General features: G+C 71.8%; 18 protein-coding genes. 14 read left to right on the top strand and 4 right to left on the bottom strand.

All coding sequences use genetic code 11. The features are described 5' to 3' along the window. Window positions 1–28: 28 nt before the first annotated feature. Window positions 29–1,156: a ferrochelatase gene (locus ACIA8N_RS16610; RefSeq protein WP_365779506.1), complete on the top strand. Its 1,128-nt coding sequence runs from the start codon at window positions 29–31 to the stop codon at window positions 1,154–1,156. Window positions 1,157–1,192: 36 nt separating this feature from the next. After that, on the top strand, window positions 1,193–1,993 hold the full coding sequence (locus tag ACIA8N_RS16605; protein WP_365779508.1) for an inositol monophosphatase family protein: 801 nt from the start codon (window positions 1,193–1,195) through the stop codon (window positions 1,991–1,993). Between the two features lie 173 nt (window positions 1,994–2,166). On the opposite strand, the gene ACIA8N_RS16600 is transcribed toward ACIA8N_RS16605, so the two are convergent. Next, on the bottom strand, window positions 2,167–2,340 hold the full coding sequence (locus ACIA8N_RS16600; protein ID WP_169749507.1) for a hypothetical protein: 174 nt from the start codon (window positions 2,338–2,340) through the stop codon (window positions 2,167–2,169). 375 nt (window positions 2,341–2,715) lie between these two features. On the opposite strand from ACIA8N_RS16600, the gene ACIA8N_RS16595 reads away from it, so the two are divergent. The 4 genes from ACIA8N_RS16595 (at window position 2,716) to ACIA8N_RS16580 (ending at window position 6,359) form a co-directional block, all read left to right on the top strand. Further along, window positions 2,716–3,369 carry a response regulator transcription factor gene (locus ACIA8N_RS16595; RefSeq protein ID WP_030146958.1) on the top strand — a complete coding sequence of 218 codons (654 nt, stop codon included), beginning with the start codon at window positions 2,716–2,718 and terminating at the stop codon, window positions 3,367–3,369. Between the two features lie 4 nt (window positions 3,370–3,373). Beyond that, the gene (locus tag ACIA8N_RS16590) at window positions 3,374–4,612 is read left to right on the top strand and encodes a HAMP domain-containing sensor histidine kinase (RefSeq protein WP_365779511.1); all 1,239 of its coding nucleotides are present in this window, start codon (window positions 3,374–3,376) and stop codon (window positions 4,610–4,612) included. Window positions 4,613–5,009: 397 nt separating this feature from the next. Continuing rightward, complete coding sequence (locus ACIA8N_RS16585) at window positions 5,010–5,306, top strand: DUF4193 domain-containing protein (protein WP_003955561.1); 297 nt, start codon at window positions 5,010–5,012, stop codon at window positions 5,304–5,306. Window positions 5,307–5,318: 12 nt separating this feature from the next. Then, entirely contained in the window at window positions 5,319–6,359 is a 1,041-nt protein-coding gene (locus ACIA8N_RS16580; RefSeq protein ID WP_365779513.1) for a hypothetical protein, read from the top strand. Window positions 6,360–6,484: 125 nt separating this feature from the next. Here the strand turns inward: ACIA8N_RS16580 and ACIA8N_RS16575 are convergent, their stop codons facing one another. Then, complete coding sequence (locus tag ACIA8N_RS16575; protein WP_365779515.1) at window positions 6,485–6,976, bottom strand: DUF3093 domain-containing protein; 492 nt, start codon at window positions 6,974–6,976, stop codon at window positions 6,485–6,487. Window positions 6,977–7,034: 58 nt separating this feature from the next. On the opposite strand from ACIA8N_RS16575, the gene ACIA8N_RS16570 reads away from it, so the two are divergent. The 8 genes from ACIA8N_RS16570 to ACIA8N_RS16535 all read left to right on the top strand — a co-directional run bounded on the left by ACIA8N_RS16570 (window position 7,035) and on the right by ACIA8N_RS16535 (window position 14,641). Further along, entirely contained in the window at window positions 7,035–7,619 is a 585-nt protein-coding gene (locus ACIA8N_RS16570; protein WP_365779518.1) for a PaaI family thioesterase, read from the top strand. Further along, complete coding sequence (gene dut / locus ACIA8N_RS16565; protein ID WP_365779520.1) at window positions 7,619–8,131, top strand: dUTP diphosphatase; 513 nt, start codon at window positions 7,619–7,621, stop codon at window positions 8,129–8,131. Before ACIA8N_RS16570 ends, dut begins: the two co-directional genes overlap by 1 nt. A 1-nt stretch (window position 8,132) precedes the next feature. After that, window positions 8,133–8,897 carry a DUF3710 domain-containing protein gene (locus tag ACIA8N_RS16560; protein WP_365779522.1) on the top strand — a complete coding sequence of 255 codons (765 nt, stop codon included), beginning with the start codon at window positions 8,133–8,135 and terminating at the stop codon, window positions 8,895–8,897. 231 nt (window positions 8,898–9,128) lie between these two features. Continuing rightward, window positions 9,129–9,857, top strand: a complete 729-nt coding sequence (locus ACIA8N_RS16555) for an ABC transporter ATP-binding protein (RefSeq protein WP_365779524.1) — start codon at window positions 9,129–9,131, stop codon at window positions 9,855–9,857. A 154-nt stretch (window positions 9,858–10,011) separates the two neighbouring features. Beyond that, on the top strand, window positions 10,012–12,558 hold the full coding sequence (locus ACIA8N_RS16550) for a sensor histidine kinase KdpD (protein WP_365779526.1): 2,547 nt from the start codon (window positions 10,012–10,014) through the stop codon (window positions 12,556–12,558). 150 nt (window positions 12,559–12,708) lie between these two features. Next, window positions 12,709–13,395, top strand: coding sequence for a response regulator (locus tag ACIA8N_RS16545; RefSeq protein ID WP_030146949.1), 687 nt, complete (start codon window positions 12,709–12,711; stop codon window positions 13,393–13,395). Between the two features lie 58 nt (window positions 13,396–13,453). Beyond that, complete coding sequence (locus ACIA8N_RS16540) at window positions 13,454–13,852, top strand: OB-fold nucleic acid binding domain-containing protein (protein ID WP_365779529.1); 399 nt, start codon at window positions 13,454–13,456, stop codon at window positions 13,850–13,852. 3 nt (window positions 13,853–13,855) lie between these two features. Further along, entirely contained in the window at window positions 13,856–14,641 is a 786-nt protein-coding gene (locus tag ACIA8N_RS16535; protein WP_365779531.1) for a DUF3159 domain-containing protein, read from the top strand. Between the two features lie 70 nt (window positions 14,642–14,711). On the opposite strand, the gene ACIA8N_RS16530 is transcribed toward ACIA8N_RS16535, so the two are convergent. Continuing rightward, on the bottom strand, window positions 14,712–15,389 hold the full coding sequence (locus tag ACIA8N_RS16530) for a TrkA family potassium uptake protein (RefSeq protein ID WP_365779533.1): 678 nt from the start codon (window positions 15,387–15,389) through the stop codon (window positions 14,712–14,714). Then, entirely contained in the window at window positions 15,389–16,057 is a 669-nt protein-coding gene (locus ACIA8N_RS16525; RefSeq protein WP_030548378.1) for a TrkA family potassium uptake protein, read from the bottom strand. Before ACIA8N_RS16525 ends, ACIA8N_RS16530 begins: the two co-directional genes overlap by 1 nt. Between the last annotated feature and the right edge of the window lie 67 nt (window positions 16,058–16,124).

Raw genomic sequence — 16,124 nt, 5'->3', positions numbered from 1 at the left:
GTCAGGCGCGGATGGGAGGATCGGTGCCATGTCCGATCAGCACGATCCCGCCCCGTACGACGCCCTGCTGCTGCTCTCGTTCGGCGGCCCCGAGGGCCCGGACGACGTGGTCCCGTTCCTGGAGAACGTGACGCGCGGCCGAGGCATCCCGAAGGAACGGCTCAAGGAAGTGGGGCAGCACTACTTCCTCTTCGGCGGTGTCTCGCCGATCAACGACCAGAACCGCGCGCTCCTCGGCGCGCTGCGCACGGACTTCGCCGACGCCGGCCTGCGGCTGCCCGTCTACTGGGGAAACCGGAACTGGGCGCCGTACCTCACCGACACCCTCCGCGAGATGATCACCGACGGCCGGCGCCACATCGCCGTCCTCACCACCAGCGCGTACGCCTCCTACTCCGGCTGCCGCCAGTACCGCGAGAACCTCGCCGACGCGCTCGCCACCCTGGAGGCGGAGGGCCTCCCGCTGCCCCGGGTCGACAAGCTCCGGCACTACTTCAACCACCCCGGCTTCGTCGGGCCCATGGTCGAGGGCGTCCTCGCCTCCCTCGCCGAGCTCGACCCCTCGGTGCGGGACGGGGCCCACCTCGCCTTCACCACCCACTCCATCCCCGAGTCCGCCGCCGACTCCTCCGGACCGGTCACCGAACACGGCGAGGGCGGGGCGTACGTCCGGCAGCACCTCGACGTGGCACGGGTGATCGCCGACGCGGTCCGCGAGGCGACCGGGACCGACCACCCCTGGCAGCTCGTCTACCAGTCCCGCAGCGGCGCCCCGCACATCCCGTGGCTTGAGCCGGACATCTGCGACCACCTGGAGACGCTGCACGGCGCGGGGGTGCCCGCGGTCGTCATGGTCCCGATCGGCTTCGTCTCCGACCACATGGAGGTCCTCTACGACCTCGACACCGAGGCCACGGCCAAGGCGGCCGAACTCGCACTGCCCGTCCGGCGCTCGGCGACCGTGGGCGCCGACCCCCGGTTCGCCGCCGCCGTCCGCGACCTCCTCCTGGAACGGGCCGCGCGCGAGCGGGGGACCAGGACCGAACGGTGCGCCCTGGGGGCGCTCGGACCCTCCCACGACCTGTGTCCGATCGGCTGTTGCCCCGCCAGGGCGGAGCGCCCCGCCGCGGCCGGCGCCGACAGCCCGTACGCCTGACCCGTACGTATGCCCCCGTACGCCCAAGGAGACCCTGTGACGGACCCGCTTCTCACCGAACTGCTCGACCTCGCCCTGGAGGCCGCACGGCGGGCAGGAGCGCTGCTGCGCGACGGCAGGCCGGACGACCTGACCGTGGCGAAGACCAAGTCGAGCCCCATCGACGTGGTCACCGAGATGGACATCGCCGCCGAGAAGCTGATCACCGGCTTCCTCGCCGAACACCGCCCCCACGACGGCTTCCTCGGCGAGGAGGGCGCCTCCAGCCCGGGCACCAGCGGAGTCCGCTGGGTCATCGACCCGCTCGACGGCACCGTGAACTACCTCTACGGGCTGCCCACCTGGGCGGTCTCGATCGCCGCCGAACGGGACGGCGAGACCGTGGTCGGCGTCGTCGAGGCACCGATGCGCGGCGAGACGTACCGTGCCGTCCTCGGCGGCGGAGCCCACGAGGGGGACCGGCGCCTCGCCGTCCGGCCCTCGCCCTCACTCGACCAGGCCCTCCTGGGTACGGGCTTCGGTTACGTGCAGTCCCGGCGGGCCCGCCAGGCGGACGTCGCCCAGCGGGTGATCCCGCGGGTCCGCGACATCCGCCGCGGCGGCTCGGCGGCCATCGACCTCTGCGACGTCGCCGCCGGCCGCCTCGACGCCTACTACGAGCGCGGTCTCAACCCCTGGGACCTCGCGGCGGGCGCCCTGATCGCCCGTGAGGCCGGCGGCCTCACCGGAGGCCGCCCGGGGGAGCCGGAGTCGGGTGAACTGACCCTGGCGGCCTCCCCGGGCCTCTTCGGCCCCCTCCAGGAGCTCCTGGAGGACCTGGGCGCCTGGCACGACTGACGGGTCCGGACACGCGAGGGCCCCGGTGCCGGGACGGCGCCGGGGCCCTCGCACGTGTACGGGGTCGGTCGGACGGGCGGGGCGGTGCGTGTCGTACGGGTCGTGAAGGTCGTGCGGTCCTGCCGGTCGTACGGGTCGTACGGGTCGTGCGGGTCGTACGGGTTCGGGACGGGTCAGACGCCCTGCGCGGCTACCTCCACGCCGTGCTCGGCGGCCAGCCGGTGCAGGTCCTCCAGCTCCGCCTGCTCCACCTCCGCCAGGTAGTCGTCGCCGGTCTCACGAGCCCGCGTGAGGTCCGTCTGTGTGGTCCTGATGCGGTGCAGCAGGCCAGCGGTGAAAGCGTCCATCGTGCGCCCCCTCGTCATGGGTCCGGTGGCACGGGGGTGTGCCGAGGGTGGGTGGATCACGCACTGCGGTCTCCCGGAGACGGAGAGCGGTAGGTGGCGCGCCACATACAGGGCGTGATCACGGGGTGTGCAGTCGTCCTCCCCAGCCCTTTCCTCACAGAAACCTCAACTGGCCCGTGAATCCGGTGAATTCTTGGGCTCCGGCCACGCGCCCCGCCCCGCGCCCCCGGCTCACCACCCGCCCGCCCCAGGCCCCGCACCGCCGCCTTACAGCCGGTTTACGCGCGTACGGGGCAGGATGGACACGCACAGTCAGTGCTCAGGTCTACAGCCCGTTCCACCCCGGACCGAGGCTCAACGGGAAGGAAGTACGACGTGCGCGTACTCGTCGTCGAGGACGAGCAGCTGCTCGCCGATGCGGTGGCCACCGGACTGCGCCGGGAGGCCATGGCCGTCGACGTCGTGTACGACGGCGCCGCGGCCCTGGAGCGCGTCGGGGTCAACGACTACGACGTCGTCGTCCTCGACCGTGACCTGCCCCTCGTCCACGGCGACGACGTCTGCCGGAAGATCGTGGAACTCGGCATGCCCACCCGCGTCCTGATGCTCACCGCGTCCGGTGACGTCAGCGACCGCGTCGAGGGCCTGGAGCTCGGGGCGGACGACTACCTGCCCAAGCCCTTCGCCTTCACCGAGCTCACCGCGCGCGTGCGCGCCCTCGGCCGGCGCACGAGCGTGCCTCTCCCTCCCGTCCTGGAGCGCGCCGGCATCAAGCTCGACCCCAACCGCCGCGAGGTCTTCCGGGAGGGCAAGGAGGTCCAGCTCGCCCCGAAGGAGTTCGCCGTCCTCGAGGTCCTCATGCGCAGCGAGGGCGCCGTCGTCTCGGCCGAGCAGCTCCTGGAGAAGGCCTGGGACGAGAACACCGACCCGTTCACCAACGTCGTGCGCGTCACGGTGATGACCCTGCGCCGCAAGCTCGGCGAGCCGCCGGTCATCGTCACGGTCCCCGGCTCCGGGTACCGGATCTGACCTGATGGCCACCACCCCCGCGCCCCACCCCCAGGCGCCACCGAAGCCGACCTGGGACCCCAGGGACCCGGTCCGTCCCCTGCTGCGCCCGACCATCCGGATACGGCTCACGCTGCTGTACGGCGGCATGTTCCTGATCGCGGGCATCCTGCTGCTGTCGATCATCTACCTCTTCACGGCGCAGGCGCTCACCCACAGCGTCTCCGAACTGCCGTTCAAGGTCGTCGAGGGCAAGGTCCAGCCCACCACCCACTGGTGCCAGCTGCCGGTCCAGGGCACCGGCGAGCAGCTCAACGACGCCGTCTCGGTCTGTCTGCGCAAGCAGAGCGACCTGGCGCTCGACGACCTGCTGCGCCGCTCGCTCTTCGCCCTCCTCGGTCTGAGCATCATCGCCTTCGCCTTCGGTTACGCCATGGCGGGGCGGGTGCTCTCCCCGCTCGGCAGGATCACCAGGACCGCCCGCCAGGTGGCCGGCTCCGACCTGTCCCGGCGGATCGAGCTGGACGGGCCCGACGACGAGCTCAAGGAGCTCTCCGACACCTTCGACGAGATGCTGGACCGCCTGGAGCGGGCCTTCACCGCCCAGCAGCGGTTCGTCGCGAACGCCTCGCACGAGCTGCGGACCCCGCTCGCGATCAACCGGACCCTCCTGGAGGTGCACCTCTCGGACCCCGGGGCGCCGGTGGAGCTCCAGCAGCTCGGCAAGACCCTGCTCGCCACCAACGAGCGGAGCGAGCAGCTCGTCGAGGGCCTGCTGCTGCTCGCCCGCAGCGACAACCAGATCATCGAGCGCAAACCCGTCGACCTGGCCGAGGTCGCCTCGCGGGGCGTGGACCAGACGCATGCCGAGGCCGAGGCCAAGGGCGTCGAGATCCGGGGCGAGCGCGCTCCGGCGGTCGTCCAGGGCAACGGCGTCCTGCTCGAACGGATCGCCCTGAACCTGCTCCAGAACGCCGTCCGGTACAACGTGCCGGAGGGCGGCTGGGTGGAGGTCACCACCGAGACCAAGGACGGTCAGGCGGTCCTGGTCGTCTCGAACACAGGTCCTGTGGTCCCCGCGTACGAGATCGACAACCTCTTCGAGCCGTTCCGGCGGCTGAGGCAGGAGCGGACGGGCAGCGACAAGGGCGTCGGTCTCGGCCTGTCGATCGCCCGGTCCGTGGCCCGCGCCCACGGCGGCCGTATCATCGCGGAGCCCCGCGAGGGCGGCGGCCTCGTGATGCGCGTCACTCTGCCGATCTGACACACTGCTTGAGCCGACCCGGTTCCGTTCGCTTTGCGCGGAATTCCGGGGCCCTGATCCTGAGACGCTCATGTGTGATCGATCACAGGAGAGGGTGTCCGGGCCTCCACTCTCCGTGACCGGGAAATCCCTCCCAAAACCCGGAAAAGTCCGGGTTTCCGGGTCCCTTTATGACGGGAAGTACACGGGGTGGCGCCTGCGAGGGACGCCCCCGGGACCGTGTACGGTCCGGTTCGCCACCCCAAGCCGATCACCTCGCGAGAGGACAGGACGGGTGTCGATTGAGTAACAGACCTTGATGTGAGGCAAAATCTCCGCCTCAGGTCGGGCACAAGTCCGACCTCTCACGCGTTACGTGCGCTGGAGACACCGCAACCACCCAGAGGGGGAGAGCGACATGGCAACGGATTACGACACCCCACGCAAGACCGACGACGACGTCGATTCGGACAGCCTTGAAGAACTGAAGGCCCGCCGGAACGACAAGTCGACCTCGACCGTCGACGTCGACGAGTTCGAGGCCGCCGAAGGCCTGGAGCTTCCCGGCGCAGACCTCTCGAACGAGGAGCTGGCCGTCCGGGTCCTGCCCAAGCAGGCCGATGAGTTCACCTGCATGAGCTGCTTCCTCGTCCACCACCGCAGCCAGCTGGCCAGGGAGAAGAACGGCCAGCCGATCTGCCGCGACTGCGACTGAGAACGCTCGGTCGTGGCAGGCGACACACCGTCCCGGAAGCGGCGTCCGAGGCTCCCCAAGAGCCCCTGGACGCACAAGGGCGACTCAGGCCCGGCAGAGGGTGCCCAGGAGGCTCCTGAAGCCGAGCACGCCGCCTCCCTTCCCTCCCCCGGCGCACGTGACGACGAGCGGGGCCACCCGGCCTCGCTCGATGCGGTCACCGAGCCGGACCCGGCGTACCTGCCGGTGGAGGCGGGAGAGGGGGACGTGCCGGCCCGGACACGGCAGGACGGGCGCTTCGGCGCCGTCAGGCGGCTTGCCAACCCGGCGCGTGCCCAGCTCGACAAGATCAAGATCGACTCCGACCGGATCGACGCCGTCCGGCGCGGCGTCGCGCAGGGCGTCCGTCAGGGCGTGAAGCGCGGCGGAGACAGCGCGAAGGCGGGTATCGGTCATCTGGCCGACCGGCTGATCGACCTCGCCCCGCGGATCCCCGTCCGCGACCTGGCGACCCTTCGCAGGCATTTCCCAGGGCTCGGCCCCGAGGAGATCGCCGACAAACTCGTCGCCGGCGCGGCGAACGCGAGTTCGACCGTGGGCGCGGGCGTCGGCGCCGCCGCCATGCTCCCCGTACCCCCGGCCATGCCGGCGGAGCTCGCGGCCGAGATCACCGGCGTCGCCGCCGTGGAACTCAAACTCATCGCCGAACTGCACGAGGTCTACGGGCTGCGGCCCCCCGGCCGGCTCACCCAGCGTTCGACGGCCTACCTGACCTCCTGGGCCGAGGAGCGGGGTGTCGACCCCACCAGGCCCACCACGGTCAACGCGGCACTCGGCGGACAGCTCAAGCGCGAGCTGCGCCAGCAGATCATGAAACGCATGGTGCGCAACCTGCCGAACCTCATGCCCTTCATGGTGGGCGCCGCCGTCGGCGCCGTCATGAACCGCCGCGACACCAAGAAGCTCGCCGCGCACATCCGCGCGGACCTGCGCCGCCGCCAGGTCCCCTGGGACAACCTCGGGGAACTTCCCCCGCTGGAACAGCCCGAGAACCCGAAGGAACTGGGCTTCTAGGGCCTGAGCCGGTGCTTGTACGGACTGCCCCGGCGCTCCAGGACCAGAGCCTCGCTTCTCGGGCCTGGCCCGGCGCTTTCGGGGTCTGGCCTGGCGTTTCTCGGGCCTGGCCCTCGGCGCGCCGATCAGGCGCGCTCGGCCTCCAGGGCGGCGGCCAGCGCCTCCGGCTCGCGGCTGGACAGGTACACGTACGGCGTCGGGTCCGCGGGATCCGTCACCACCACCCGCACCGCCGTCGGCACATAGCTGCGCATCAGCATGAAGGCGCGCGGGTCGGCCTTGTGCGTGCGCCAGGCGCGCGCTTCCTCCGCGTCGAGCACCTCGACCGCTCCCAGGGCCGTGACCGGGATCCTGGCGTCACCGGCCACCAGCGAACCGGCCACCACCCGGACCCGTGCGGAGCCGTACGAGGAGACCGCCGCGCCGGCGAGCACCGCCGCCACGACCAGGCCGCCCAGCATCGGGACCGTACCCAGCGGAAACATGATCAGGCCGCCGGAAAGGGCCAGCAGGCACGTGATGAACCACCACGACCGGGGTGCCGTCAGCCGCTCGTCGAACCGCGGCGCGGCGGAGGGCACGGGGGAGGGGTCGGGCGACGGTGCGGAAGGCTGCATGTGTCCAAGCTTGGCACGGCGCGACCTGCGCCCTTCCGCGCGGGTAAGGTCTGCGCCTGTGACTGCAACATCTGCCGCCCTCACCCCGCCGGCCGACGCCATACCGCCGGTACGCCACCCCGAAGCCCCGGCTCCCGGCGAGCTGCTCGGCGCGCACTACGCGTACTGCTTCGGATGCGGCGGCGGGCAGCCCCACGGCCTCCACCTGGAGGCGCGCGCGGGCGAGGGTGTGACCGTCACCGCCGAGTTCACGGTGACCACCGATCACCAGGGCGCCCCCGGCCTCGCGCACGGCGGCGTCCTCGCCACCGCGCTCGACGAGACCCTCGGCTCCCTGAACTGGCTGCTGCGGGTCATCGCCGTGACCGGACGCCTGGAGACCGACTTCGTCCGGCCCGTCCCGGTGGGCACCGTGCTCCACCTGGAGGCCGAGGTCACCGCCGTCCACGGCCGCAAGATCTTCTCGACCGCCGTCGGCCGGATCGGCGGGCCCGAGGGCCCCGTCGCCGTCCGCGCCGACGCCCTCTTCGTCGAGGTCAAGGTCGACCACTTCATCGACAACGGCCGCCCGGAGGAGATCCAGGCCGCCATGTCCGACCCCGACCAGGTCCGGCGCACCCGCGCCTTCGAGGTGAACCCCTGATGCGCAACCCTGTCGACGTACTGATCCGGCGAGTGGACCCGGACGTGCCGATCCCGGACTACGGGCACCCCGGCGACGCCGGGGCGGACCTCGTGACCACCGAGGCCGCCGTACTGGCCCCCGGGGAGCGCGCCGTGCTCCCCACCGGGATCTCCATCGCCCTCCCGGACGGGTACGCGGCCTTCGTGCACCCGCGTTCGGGACTCGCCGCCCGTTGCGGAGTGGCGCTCGTGAATGCCCCGGGGACGGTGGATGCCGGGTACCGTGGAGAGATCAAGGTGATCGTGGTCAATCTCGACCCGCGCGAGAGCGTGCGGTTCGAACGATTCGACCGGATCGCCCAACTTGTCGTCCAGCAGGTCGAGAAGGTGCGCTTCCACGAGGTGGCGGAGCTTCCCGGCTCGGCGCGGGCCGAGGGGGGCTTCGGGTCCACCGGCGGTCACGCCGCCGTGGACGGCACAACGGGTGGGAATCGATACGCTTCGGTCGTATCCGACCGGGAAGGACAGTGACGTGTTCGGACGTCGCAAGAAGAGCGGTGCCGCAGAAGACGCGGCGGGCGAGGCCGAGCAGGTCGTCGACGCGGTGGACGGCGAGGACGCGGACGACGCGGCTCCGCGCCGGATGAACCTTCCGCCGGCGCCCCGGCCCGACGGACCCTGGGACGTCTCCGAGGTCACCAGGCCCGAAGAGGGCCGTGTGGACCTGGGCGGCGTCTTCGTGCCCGGAGTCGAGGGCATGGAGCTGCGGGTGGAGGTGGCGGGCGACGCGATCGTCGCGGCCACCGTCGTCCTGCGCGACAGCGCCGTACAGCTCCAGGCGTTCGCCGCCCCCAAGAACGAGGGCATCTGGGGCGAGGTCCGCGACGAGATCGCCACGGGCATCACCCAGCAGGGCGGTGTCATCGACGAGGTCGAGGGCCCGCTCGGCTGGGAGCTGCGCGCCCAGGTCCCCGTACAGCTGCCGGACGGCAACCGCGGCGTGCAGCTGGTCCGCTTCGTCGGTGTCGACGGACCCCGCTGGTTCCTGCGCGGAGTGATCTCCGGGCAGGGCGCGGTCCAGCCCGAGGCCGCCGGGCTCCTGGAGCAGATCGTCCGGGACACCGTGGTCGTCCGCGGCGACGGGCCGATGGCCCCGCGTGACCCGATCGTCCTCAAGCTGCCGAACGACGCGCAGATGGTGCCGGACGGCGTCCAGCAGGAGGAGCAGGAGAACTCCCGCTTCTCCGGCGGCATGGGCCAGCTCCAGCGCGGTCCGGAGATCTCCGAGATCCGCTGACCGGACGCTGCCGGCGCAGTCATGAACGGCCGGTGGGCCGCTCCCCGTACGCACGGGGAGCGGCCCACCGGCCGTTTTCCACAGGCGTACGGGGGACGGCCCACGGTCGTTCTCCCTGGGTACGGGGACCGGCCCAGGTCGTTCTCCACAGGTGCGGAGGAGGGCTCTGGCCTCGTGGCCGGGCCGCGGACCATACTGGCTGCGCACATGTTCGAGGAGGGGGAGCACCGGATGAGTGACAGCAGCACGCGGTCCGCGACGGCCGTCGCCGAGGATCCGGCGGTGCCCGCGATGGTCAGCGTCCGGGACGTGCGCCGCTCGTACGGCACGGGTGAGGCCGCCGTCCACGCCCTGCGCGGTGTCTCCTTCGACATCCCGCGCGGCGAGCTCGTCGCACTGAAAGGCCGCTCGGGCTCGGGCAAGACCACCCTGCTCAACCTCGTGGGCGGCCTCGACACCGCCGACGGCGGCTCGATCGTCATCGACGGCGTCGACCTCGCCACCCTCGGTGAGAACGGTCTCCTGGAGCTGCGCCGCGACCGGATCGGCTTCATCTTCCAGTCCTTCGGACTCCTCCCGATCCTCTCCGCCGCCGAGAACGTCGGCGTACCCATGCGCCTGCGCAAGGCGGACCCCAAGGAACGCGAGGAGCGGGTGGCCCTGCTCCTCGGCCTCGTGGGCCTCGCCGACCACGCGGCCCAGCGGCCCGGCGAGCTCTCCGGCGGTCAGCAGCAGCGGGTCGCCATCGCCCGCGCCCTCGCCAACCGGCCGGCGCTGCTGATAGCCGACGAGCCCACCGGCCAGCTGGACGCGGAGACCGGCCTCGCCGTCATGCAGCTGCTGCGCGCGGTGGTGCGCAGCGAGGGCTGCACGGCCCTGGTCGCCACCCACGACCCGCAGCTGGTGGGCCTGGCGGACCGGGTCCTCGAACTGAGCGACGGCGAGATCGTCGAGCACTGACGGCGGGGTACGGGCCGGGTGGGACCGGGCGTCCGCGCGCCGTCGGGCCGGGGCCACGGACCTGGCGGGTCCCGACATCAGAATCACGTCAAGACCGCCCCGGCCCCTCTCCCCGGGTGCGGAATGTCCGATTGGCTGGACGTATGGTCGTCCCATGGGACGCGGCAAGCTTCGGATCTACCTCGGCGCTGCGCCGGGCGTCGGCAAGACCTACGCGATGCTCTCCGAAGGGCACCGCCGGGTGGAGCGCGGCACGGACTGCGTCGTGGCGTTCGTGGAGCACCACGAGCGGCCGCGCACGGAGGTCATGCTGCACGGCCTGGAGCAGATACCGCGCCGCACCCTGGAGCACCGGGGCGCCACCTTCACCGAGATGGACATCGACGCCGTCCTGGCCCGCCGCCCCGCCGTCGCCCTCGTCGACGAACTGGCCCACACGAACGTGCCCGGCTCCCGCAACCCCAAGCGGTGGCAGGACGTCGCCGAGCTGCTCGCGGCCGGGATCGACGTCGTCTCCACCGTCAACATCCAGCACCTGGAGTCGCTCGGCGACGTGGTCGAGGCGATCACGGGCGTACGCCAGCGGGAGACCGTCCCGGACGAGGTCGTGCGCCGGGCGGACCAGATCGAGCTGGTCGACATGTCCCCTGAGGCCCTGCGCCGCCGGATGGCCCACGGCAACATCTACAAGCCGGACAGGATCGACGCGTCCCTGTCGAACTACTTCCGCCCCGGCAACCTCACCGCCCTGCGCGAGCTGGCGCTGCTCTGGACCGCCGACCGGGTCGACGAGTACCTCCGCCAGTACCGCGGCGAGCACAACATCCGCTCCACCTGGCAGGCCCGCGAGCGCATCGTCGTCGGCCTGACCGGCGGCCCCGAGGGCCGCACCCTCATACGGCGCGCCACCCGGCTCGCCGAGAAGGGCGCGGGCGGCGAGGTCCTCGCGGTCTACATAGCCCGCAGCGACGGACTCACCGCCGCCTCGCCGAAGGAGCTGGCCGTCCAGCGCACCCTCGTCGAGGACCTCGGCGGAACGTTCCACCACGTCATCGGCGACGACATCCCCTCCGCGCTCCTGGAGTTCGCCCGCGGGGTCAACGCCACCCAGATCGTCCTCGGCTCCAGCCGCCGCCGCGCCTGGCAGTACGTCCTAGGCCCAGGCGTCGGCCAGACCGTGGCCCGCGACTCCGGGACCGACCTCGACGTCCACATCGTCACCCACGACGAGGTCGCCAAGGGGCGTGGTCTGCCCGTCGCCCGCGGCGCCCGCCTCGGCCGCTCCCGGATCATCGGCGGCTGGGCGGTCGGCGTCGGCGGACCGGCCACCCTCGCCCTCCTCCTCACCCATGTCGACGCCGACCTCGGTCTCGCCAACGACATGCTGCTCTTCCTTGCCCTGACCGTGGCCGCGGCCCTGCTCGGCGGGTTCCTGCCGGCGCTCGCCTCCGCCGCCGCGGGCTCCCTCCTCCTCAACTGGTTCTTCACCCCGCCCGTCCACCGGATCACCATCGCCGACCCCAAGAACATCGTCGCCATAGCCGTCTTCCTCGGCGTCGCCATGGCCGTCGCCTCGGTGGTGGACCTGGCGGCCCGGCGCACCCACCAGGCCGCCCGGCTGCGCGCCGAGTCCGAGGTGCTCTCCTACCTGGCCGGCAGCGTGCTGCGCGGCGAGACCAGCCTCGACGCCCTCCTCGAACGGGTCCGCGAGACCTTCTCCATGGAGTCCGTGGCCCTCCTGGAGCGGGCGGACGGTATCGAGCCCTGGACGCGGGCGGCGAGCGTGGGACCCCATCCGGCGGCCCGGCCCGAGGACGCGGACGTGGACATGCCGGTCGGCGACCACCTGGCCCTCGCGCTGTCCGGCCGGGTCCTGCCCGCGGAGGACCGCCGGGTCCTCGGCGCCTTCGCCGCCCAGGCCGCGGTCGTCCTCGACCGGCAGCGGCTCGTGGGCGAGGCGGAGGAGGCCCGGAAGCAGGCCGAGGGCAACAAGATCCGCACCTCGCTGCTGGCCGCCGTCAGCCACGACCTGCGGACCCCGCTCGCGAGCATCAAGGCCTCCGTCTCCTCCCTCCGCTCCGACGACGTCGAGTGGTCCGAGCAGGACCGCGCCGAACTCCTGGAGGGCATCGAGGCCGGCGCCGACCGCCTCGACCACCTCGTCGGGAACCTCCTCGACATGTCCCGTCTCCAGACCGGCACCGTCACGCCCCTGATCCGGGTGGTCGACCTCGACGAGGTCGTCCCCATGGCGCTCGGGGGAGTGCCCGACGGCAGCGCCGAACTCGACATCCCCGAGACGCTGCCGATGGTCGAGGTCGACAAGGGCCTCCTGGAGCGGGCCGTCGCCAACATCGTGGAGAACGCCGTCAAGTACAGCCCCGAGGGCGTGCCGGTGGCCGTCGCCGCCAGCACCCTGGGGGACCGGGTCGAACTCCGGGTCGTGGACCGCGGGCCTGGCGTGCCCGACGAGGCCAAGGACGGCATCTTCGAGCCCTTCCAGCGGTTCGGCGACGCCCCGCGCGGCTCCGGCGTCGGCCTCGGTCTCGCGGTGGCCCGGGGCTTCGTCGAGGCCATGGGCGGCACGCTGGGCGCCGAGGACACCCCGGGCGGCGGGCTGACCATGGTGCTCACCCTCCGAGCCGCGCCCGGCGGCCCGCCGGCGCCGGCCGCCGAACTCCCGGCCCACGCCGTGACCTGACCGCCGCGCCGGCCCCGGCCGTACGCCGATCCCGCGCCGGCCCTCCGCCCGTCTCCCGTGTTCCGCCGCCTCCGTCCCCTCCCGTCCCGTACGCCAGTCCCAGCGGCGCCGGCAGCCCCGGCTCGCCCCAGCAGAAGGAAGGCCCCCTCCATGACCCGGGTCCTCGTGGTCGACGACGAGCCGCAGATCGTGCGCGCCCTGGTGATCAACCTCAAGGCGCGGAAGTACGAGGTCGACGCCGCGCCCGACGGTGCCACCGCCCTCCGGCTCGCCGCCGAACGCCACCCCGACGTCGTCGTCCTCGACCTCGGCCTGCCCGACATGGACGGCGTCGAGGTCATCAAGGGCCTGCGCGGCTGGACCCGGGTGCCGATCCTGGTCCTCTCGGCCCGGCAGACCTCCGACGAGAAGGTCGAGGCACTCGACGCGGGCGCCGACGACTACGTCACCAAGCCCTTCGGCATGGACGAGCTGCTCGCCCGGCTGCGCGCGGCCGTGCGCCGGGCCGAGCCGGTCGGCGGCGCGGAGGACGGGGTGGTGGTCGTCGAGACGGCGGGCTTCACCGTCGATCTGGCGGCGAAGAAGGTCCACCGCGACGGCCGGGACGTCCGGCTCACCCCCACCGAATGGCACCTCCTCGAAGTCCTGGTGCGCAACTGTGGGCGTCTGGTCAGCCAGAAGCAGCTGCTCCAGGAGGTCTGGGGACCCTCGTACGGCACGGAGACCAACTACCTGCGGGTGTACATGGCGCAGCTGCGGCGCAAGCTGGAGACCGACCCCTCACACCCGCGCCACTTCGTCACCGAGCCGGGCATGGGTTACCGCTTCGAACGCTGAAACGAATGCCGTACGGAGGGCCGGTCCCGGTGGCAGTGGTGGCCGGTACGCTTTCTGTATGAGTGCTGCACCGCGTACAGAGAAGCCGGCCGGTAGGTTCCGCCGGATGCTCGACCGGCTCTCCTCCTCCCCGGAGGACCTGGAGTCGGAGGAGCTCCAGGAGGACGCCGAAGCCTCGGGGTGCACGCGCATCTGCGACTGCTCCGACCGCCAGATAGTCAAGGTGACTGGTACCTTGCGCACGGTCACGCTGCGCCCCCGGGCCGGTGTGCCCGCGCTGGAGGCCGAACTCTTCGACGGCACGGCACCGCTCGACGTCGTGTGGCTTGGACGGCACTCCATCGTGGGCATCGAGCCGGGCCGCAAGCTGATCGCCTCCGGCCGCGTCTCCATGAGCCATGGCCGGCGGGTCCTCTTCAACCCCAAATACGAGCTCCGACCGCTCGGACAGGAGTAGCCGGTGACGTCCCTCGACAAGCCGACCACGACCACGGACCAGGACGGCCCGACCGCCGGCCAGGACGGCCCGGTCGCCGACCAGGACGCCAGGGCCGCGAAGGAGGTCACCGAGGCCGCGCTGTTCGAGGCCTTCGGCGGTCTGCGGGGCATGGTCGAGACGGTCCTGCCCGGCCTGCTGTTCGTCACGATCTTCACGATCAACAAGAACCTGCACATCTCGGCGATCGCCGCGCTCGCGGTCTCGCTGGTCCTGGTCGCCGTCCGGCTGATCCGGCGGGACACCGTCAAGCACGCGTTCAGCGGGGTCTTCGGCGTCGCCTTCGGCGTGGTCTTCGCGATGATGACCGGCAACGCCAAGGACTTCTACCTGCCGGGCATGCTGTACACGCTCGGCCTCGCCCTCGCGTACATCATCACCACGCTCGCCGGGGTCCCGCTGATCGGTCTGATCCTGGGCCCGGTCTTCAAGGAGAACCTCTCCTGGCGCACCCGTAACCCGGGCCGGAAGAAGGCGTACGCGAAGGCCAGCTGGGCTTGGGGCCTGATCCTGCTCGGCAAGTGCGCGATCCTCTTCCCGATGTACTGGTGGGCCGACACGACCAAGTTCGGCTGGGTCCTCGTCGCGCTCAAGATCCCGCCGTTCCTGCTCGCGGTGTACCTCACCTGGATGTTCCTCGCGAAGGCTCCGCCGCCGATCGACGTCTTCGCCGAGATGGAGGCCGAGGAGCGCGCCGAGAAGGAGCGCAAGGCGGCCGCCGCCACGAGGGAGAACACCCCCGAGGCCTGATGCCGGCACGCGAAAGGGCCCGGACCTGACGAACAGGTCCGGGCCCTTCCCCGTACGGAGTGCTGCGGAACTAGGAGTCCGCGTCCTCGCGGCGGACCTGCAGCAGGTCCTCCAGCTGCTCCTCGCGGGCCTGCGCGGCCACGAACAGCAGCTCGTCGCCCGCCTCCAGGGTCTCCTCGGAGCTAGGCGTCAGGACGCGCGAACCGCGGATGATCGTCACGAGTGAGGTGTCCTGCGGCCAGGCCACGTCCCCGACCGAGGTGCCGGCGAGCGCCGACTCCGGCGGAAGGGTCAGCTCGACCAGGTTCGCGTCGCCATGGCTGAAGCGGAGCAGCCGGACCAGGTCGCCGACGCTCACCGCCTCCTCCACCAGGGCCGACATCAGGCGCGGCGTCGACACGGCGACGTCCACACCCCAGGCCTCGTTGAACAGCCACTCGTTCTTCGGGTTGTTCACCCGGGCCACGACCCGCGGCACGCCGTACTCGGTCTTGGCGAGCAGCGAGACGACGAGGTTCACCTTGTCGTCGCCGGTCGCCGCGATCACCACGTTGCAGCGCTGGAGCGCCGCCTCGTCGAGCGACGTGATCTCGCACGCGTCGGCGAGCAGCCACTCCGCCTGCGGCACCCGCTCCACCGAGATGGCGGTCGGAGCCTTGTCGATGAGCAGGACCTCGTGCCCGTTCTCCAGGAGCTCGCCCGCGATGGAACGGCCCACCGCACCCGCGCCCGCAATAGCGACACGCATCAGTGACCGCCCTCCTCGGGACCCTCGGCGAAGGCCTCCTCGACCTTCGCGATCTCGTCCGTACGCATCATCACGTGCACCAGGTCGCCCTCCTGGAGCACCGTCTGCGACGTGGGGATGACCGCTTCGCCGAGCCGGGTCAGGAACGCGACGCGCACCCCCGTCTCGTCCTGCAGCCGGCTGATCTTGTGGCCGATCCAGGCCGGAGAGGTGTGCACCTCGGCGAGCTGCACCCCACCGCTCGGGTCCGTCCACAGGGGCTCCGCACCCGAGGGCAGCAGCCGCCGCAGCATCTGGTCGGCGGTCCACCGGACCGTCGCGACCGTCGGGATGCCGAGCCGCTGGTAGACCTCGGCGCGGCGCGGGTCGTAGATCCGCGCCGCCACGTTCTCGATGCCGAACATCTCGCGCGCGACCCGCGCCGCGATGATGTTCGAGTTGTCGCCGCTGCTCACCGCGGCGAAGGCGCCGGCGTCCTCGATGCCCGCCTCACGCAGCGTGTCCTGGTCGAAGCCCACGCCCGTGACCCTCCGACCGCCGAAACCCGACCCCAGACGACGGAACGCCGTCGGGTCCTGGTCCACGACCGCGACGGTGTGCCCCTGCTGCTCCAGGGTCTGCGCGAGAGCGGCTCCCACTCGCCCGCAGCCCATGATGACGATGTGCACGTCCCCTTACCCCGCACTCCTGATCGCCCTGCTGACCTGCGAAAACACCCTGCTCACAACTTTCTCC

It is taken from the genome of Streptomyces sp. NPDC051822, from assembly GCF_044452745.1.
In the GTDB taxonomy this organism is placed as follows: Bacteria; Actinomycetota; Actinomycetes; order Streptomycetales; family Streptomycetaceae; genus Streptomyces.
This window is presented reverse-complemented; position numbering and strand designations above follow the sequence as displayed.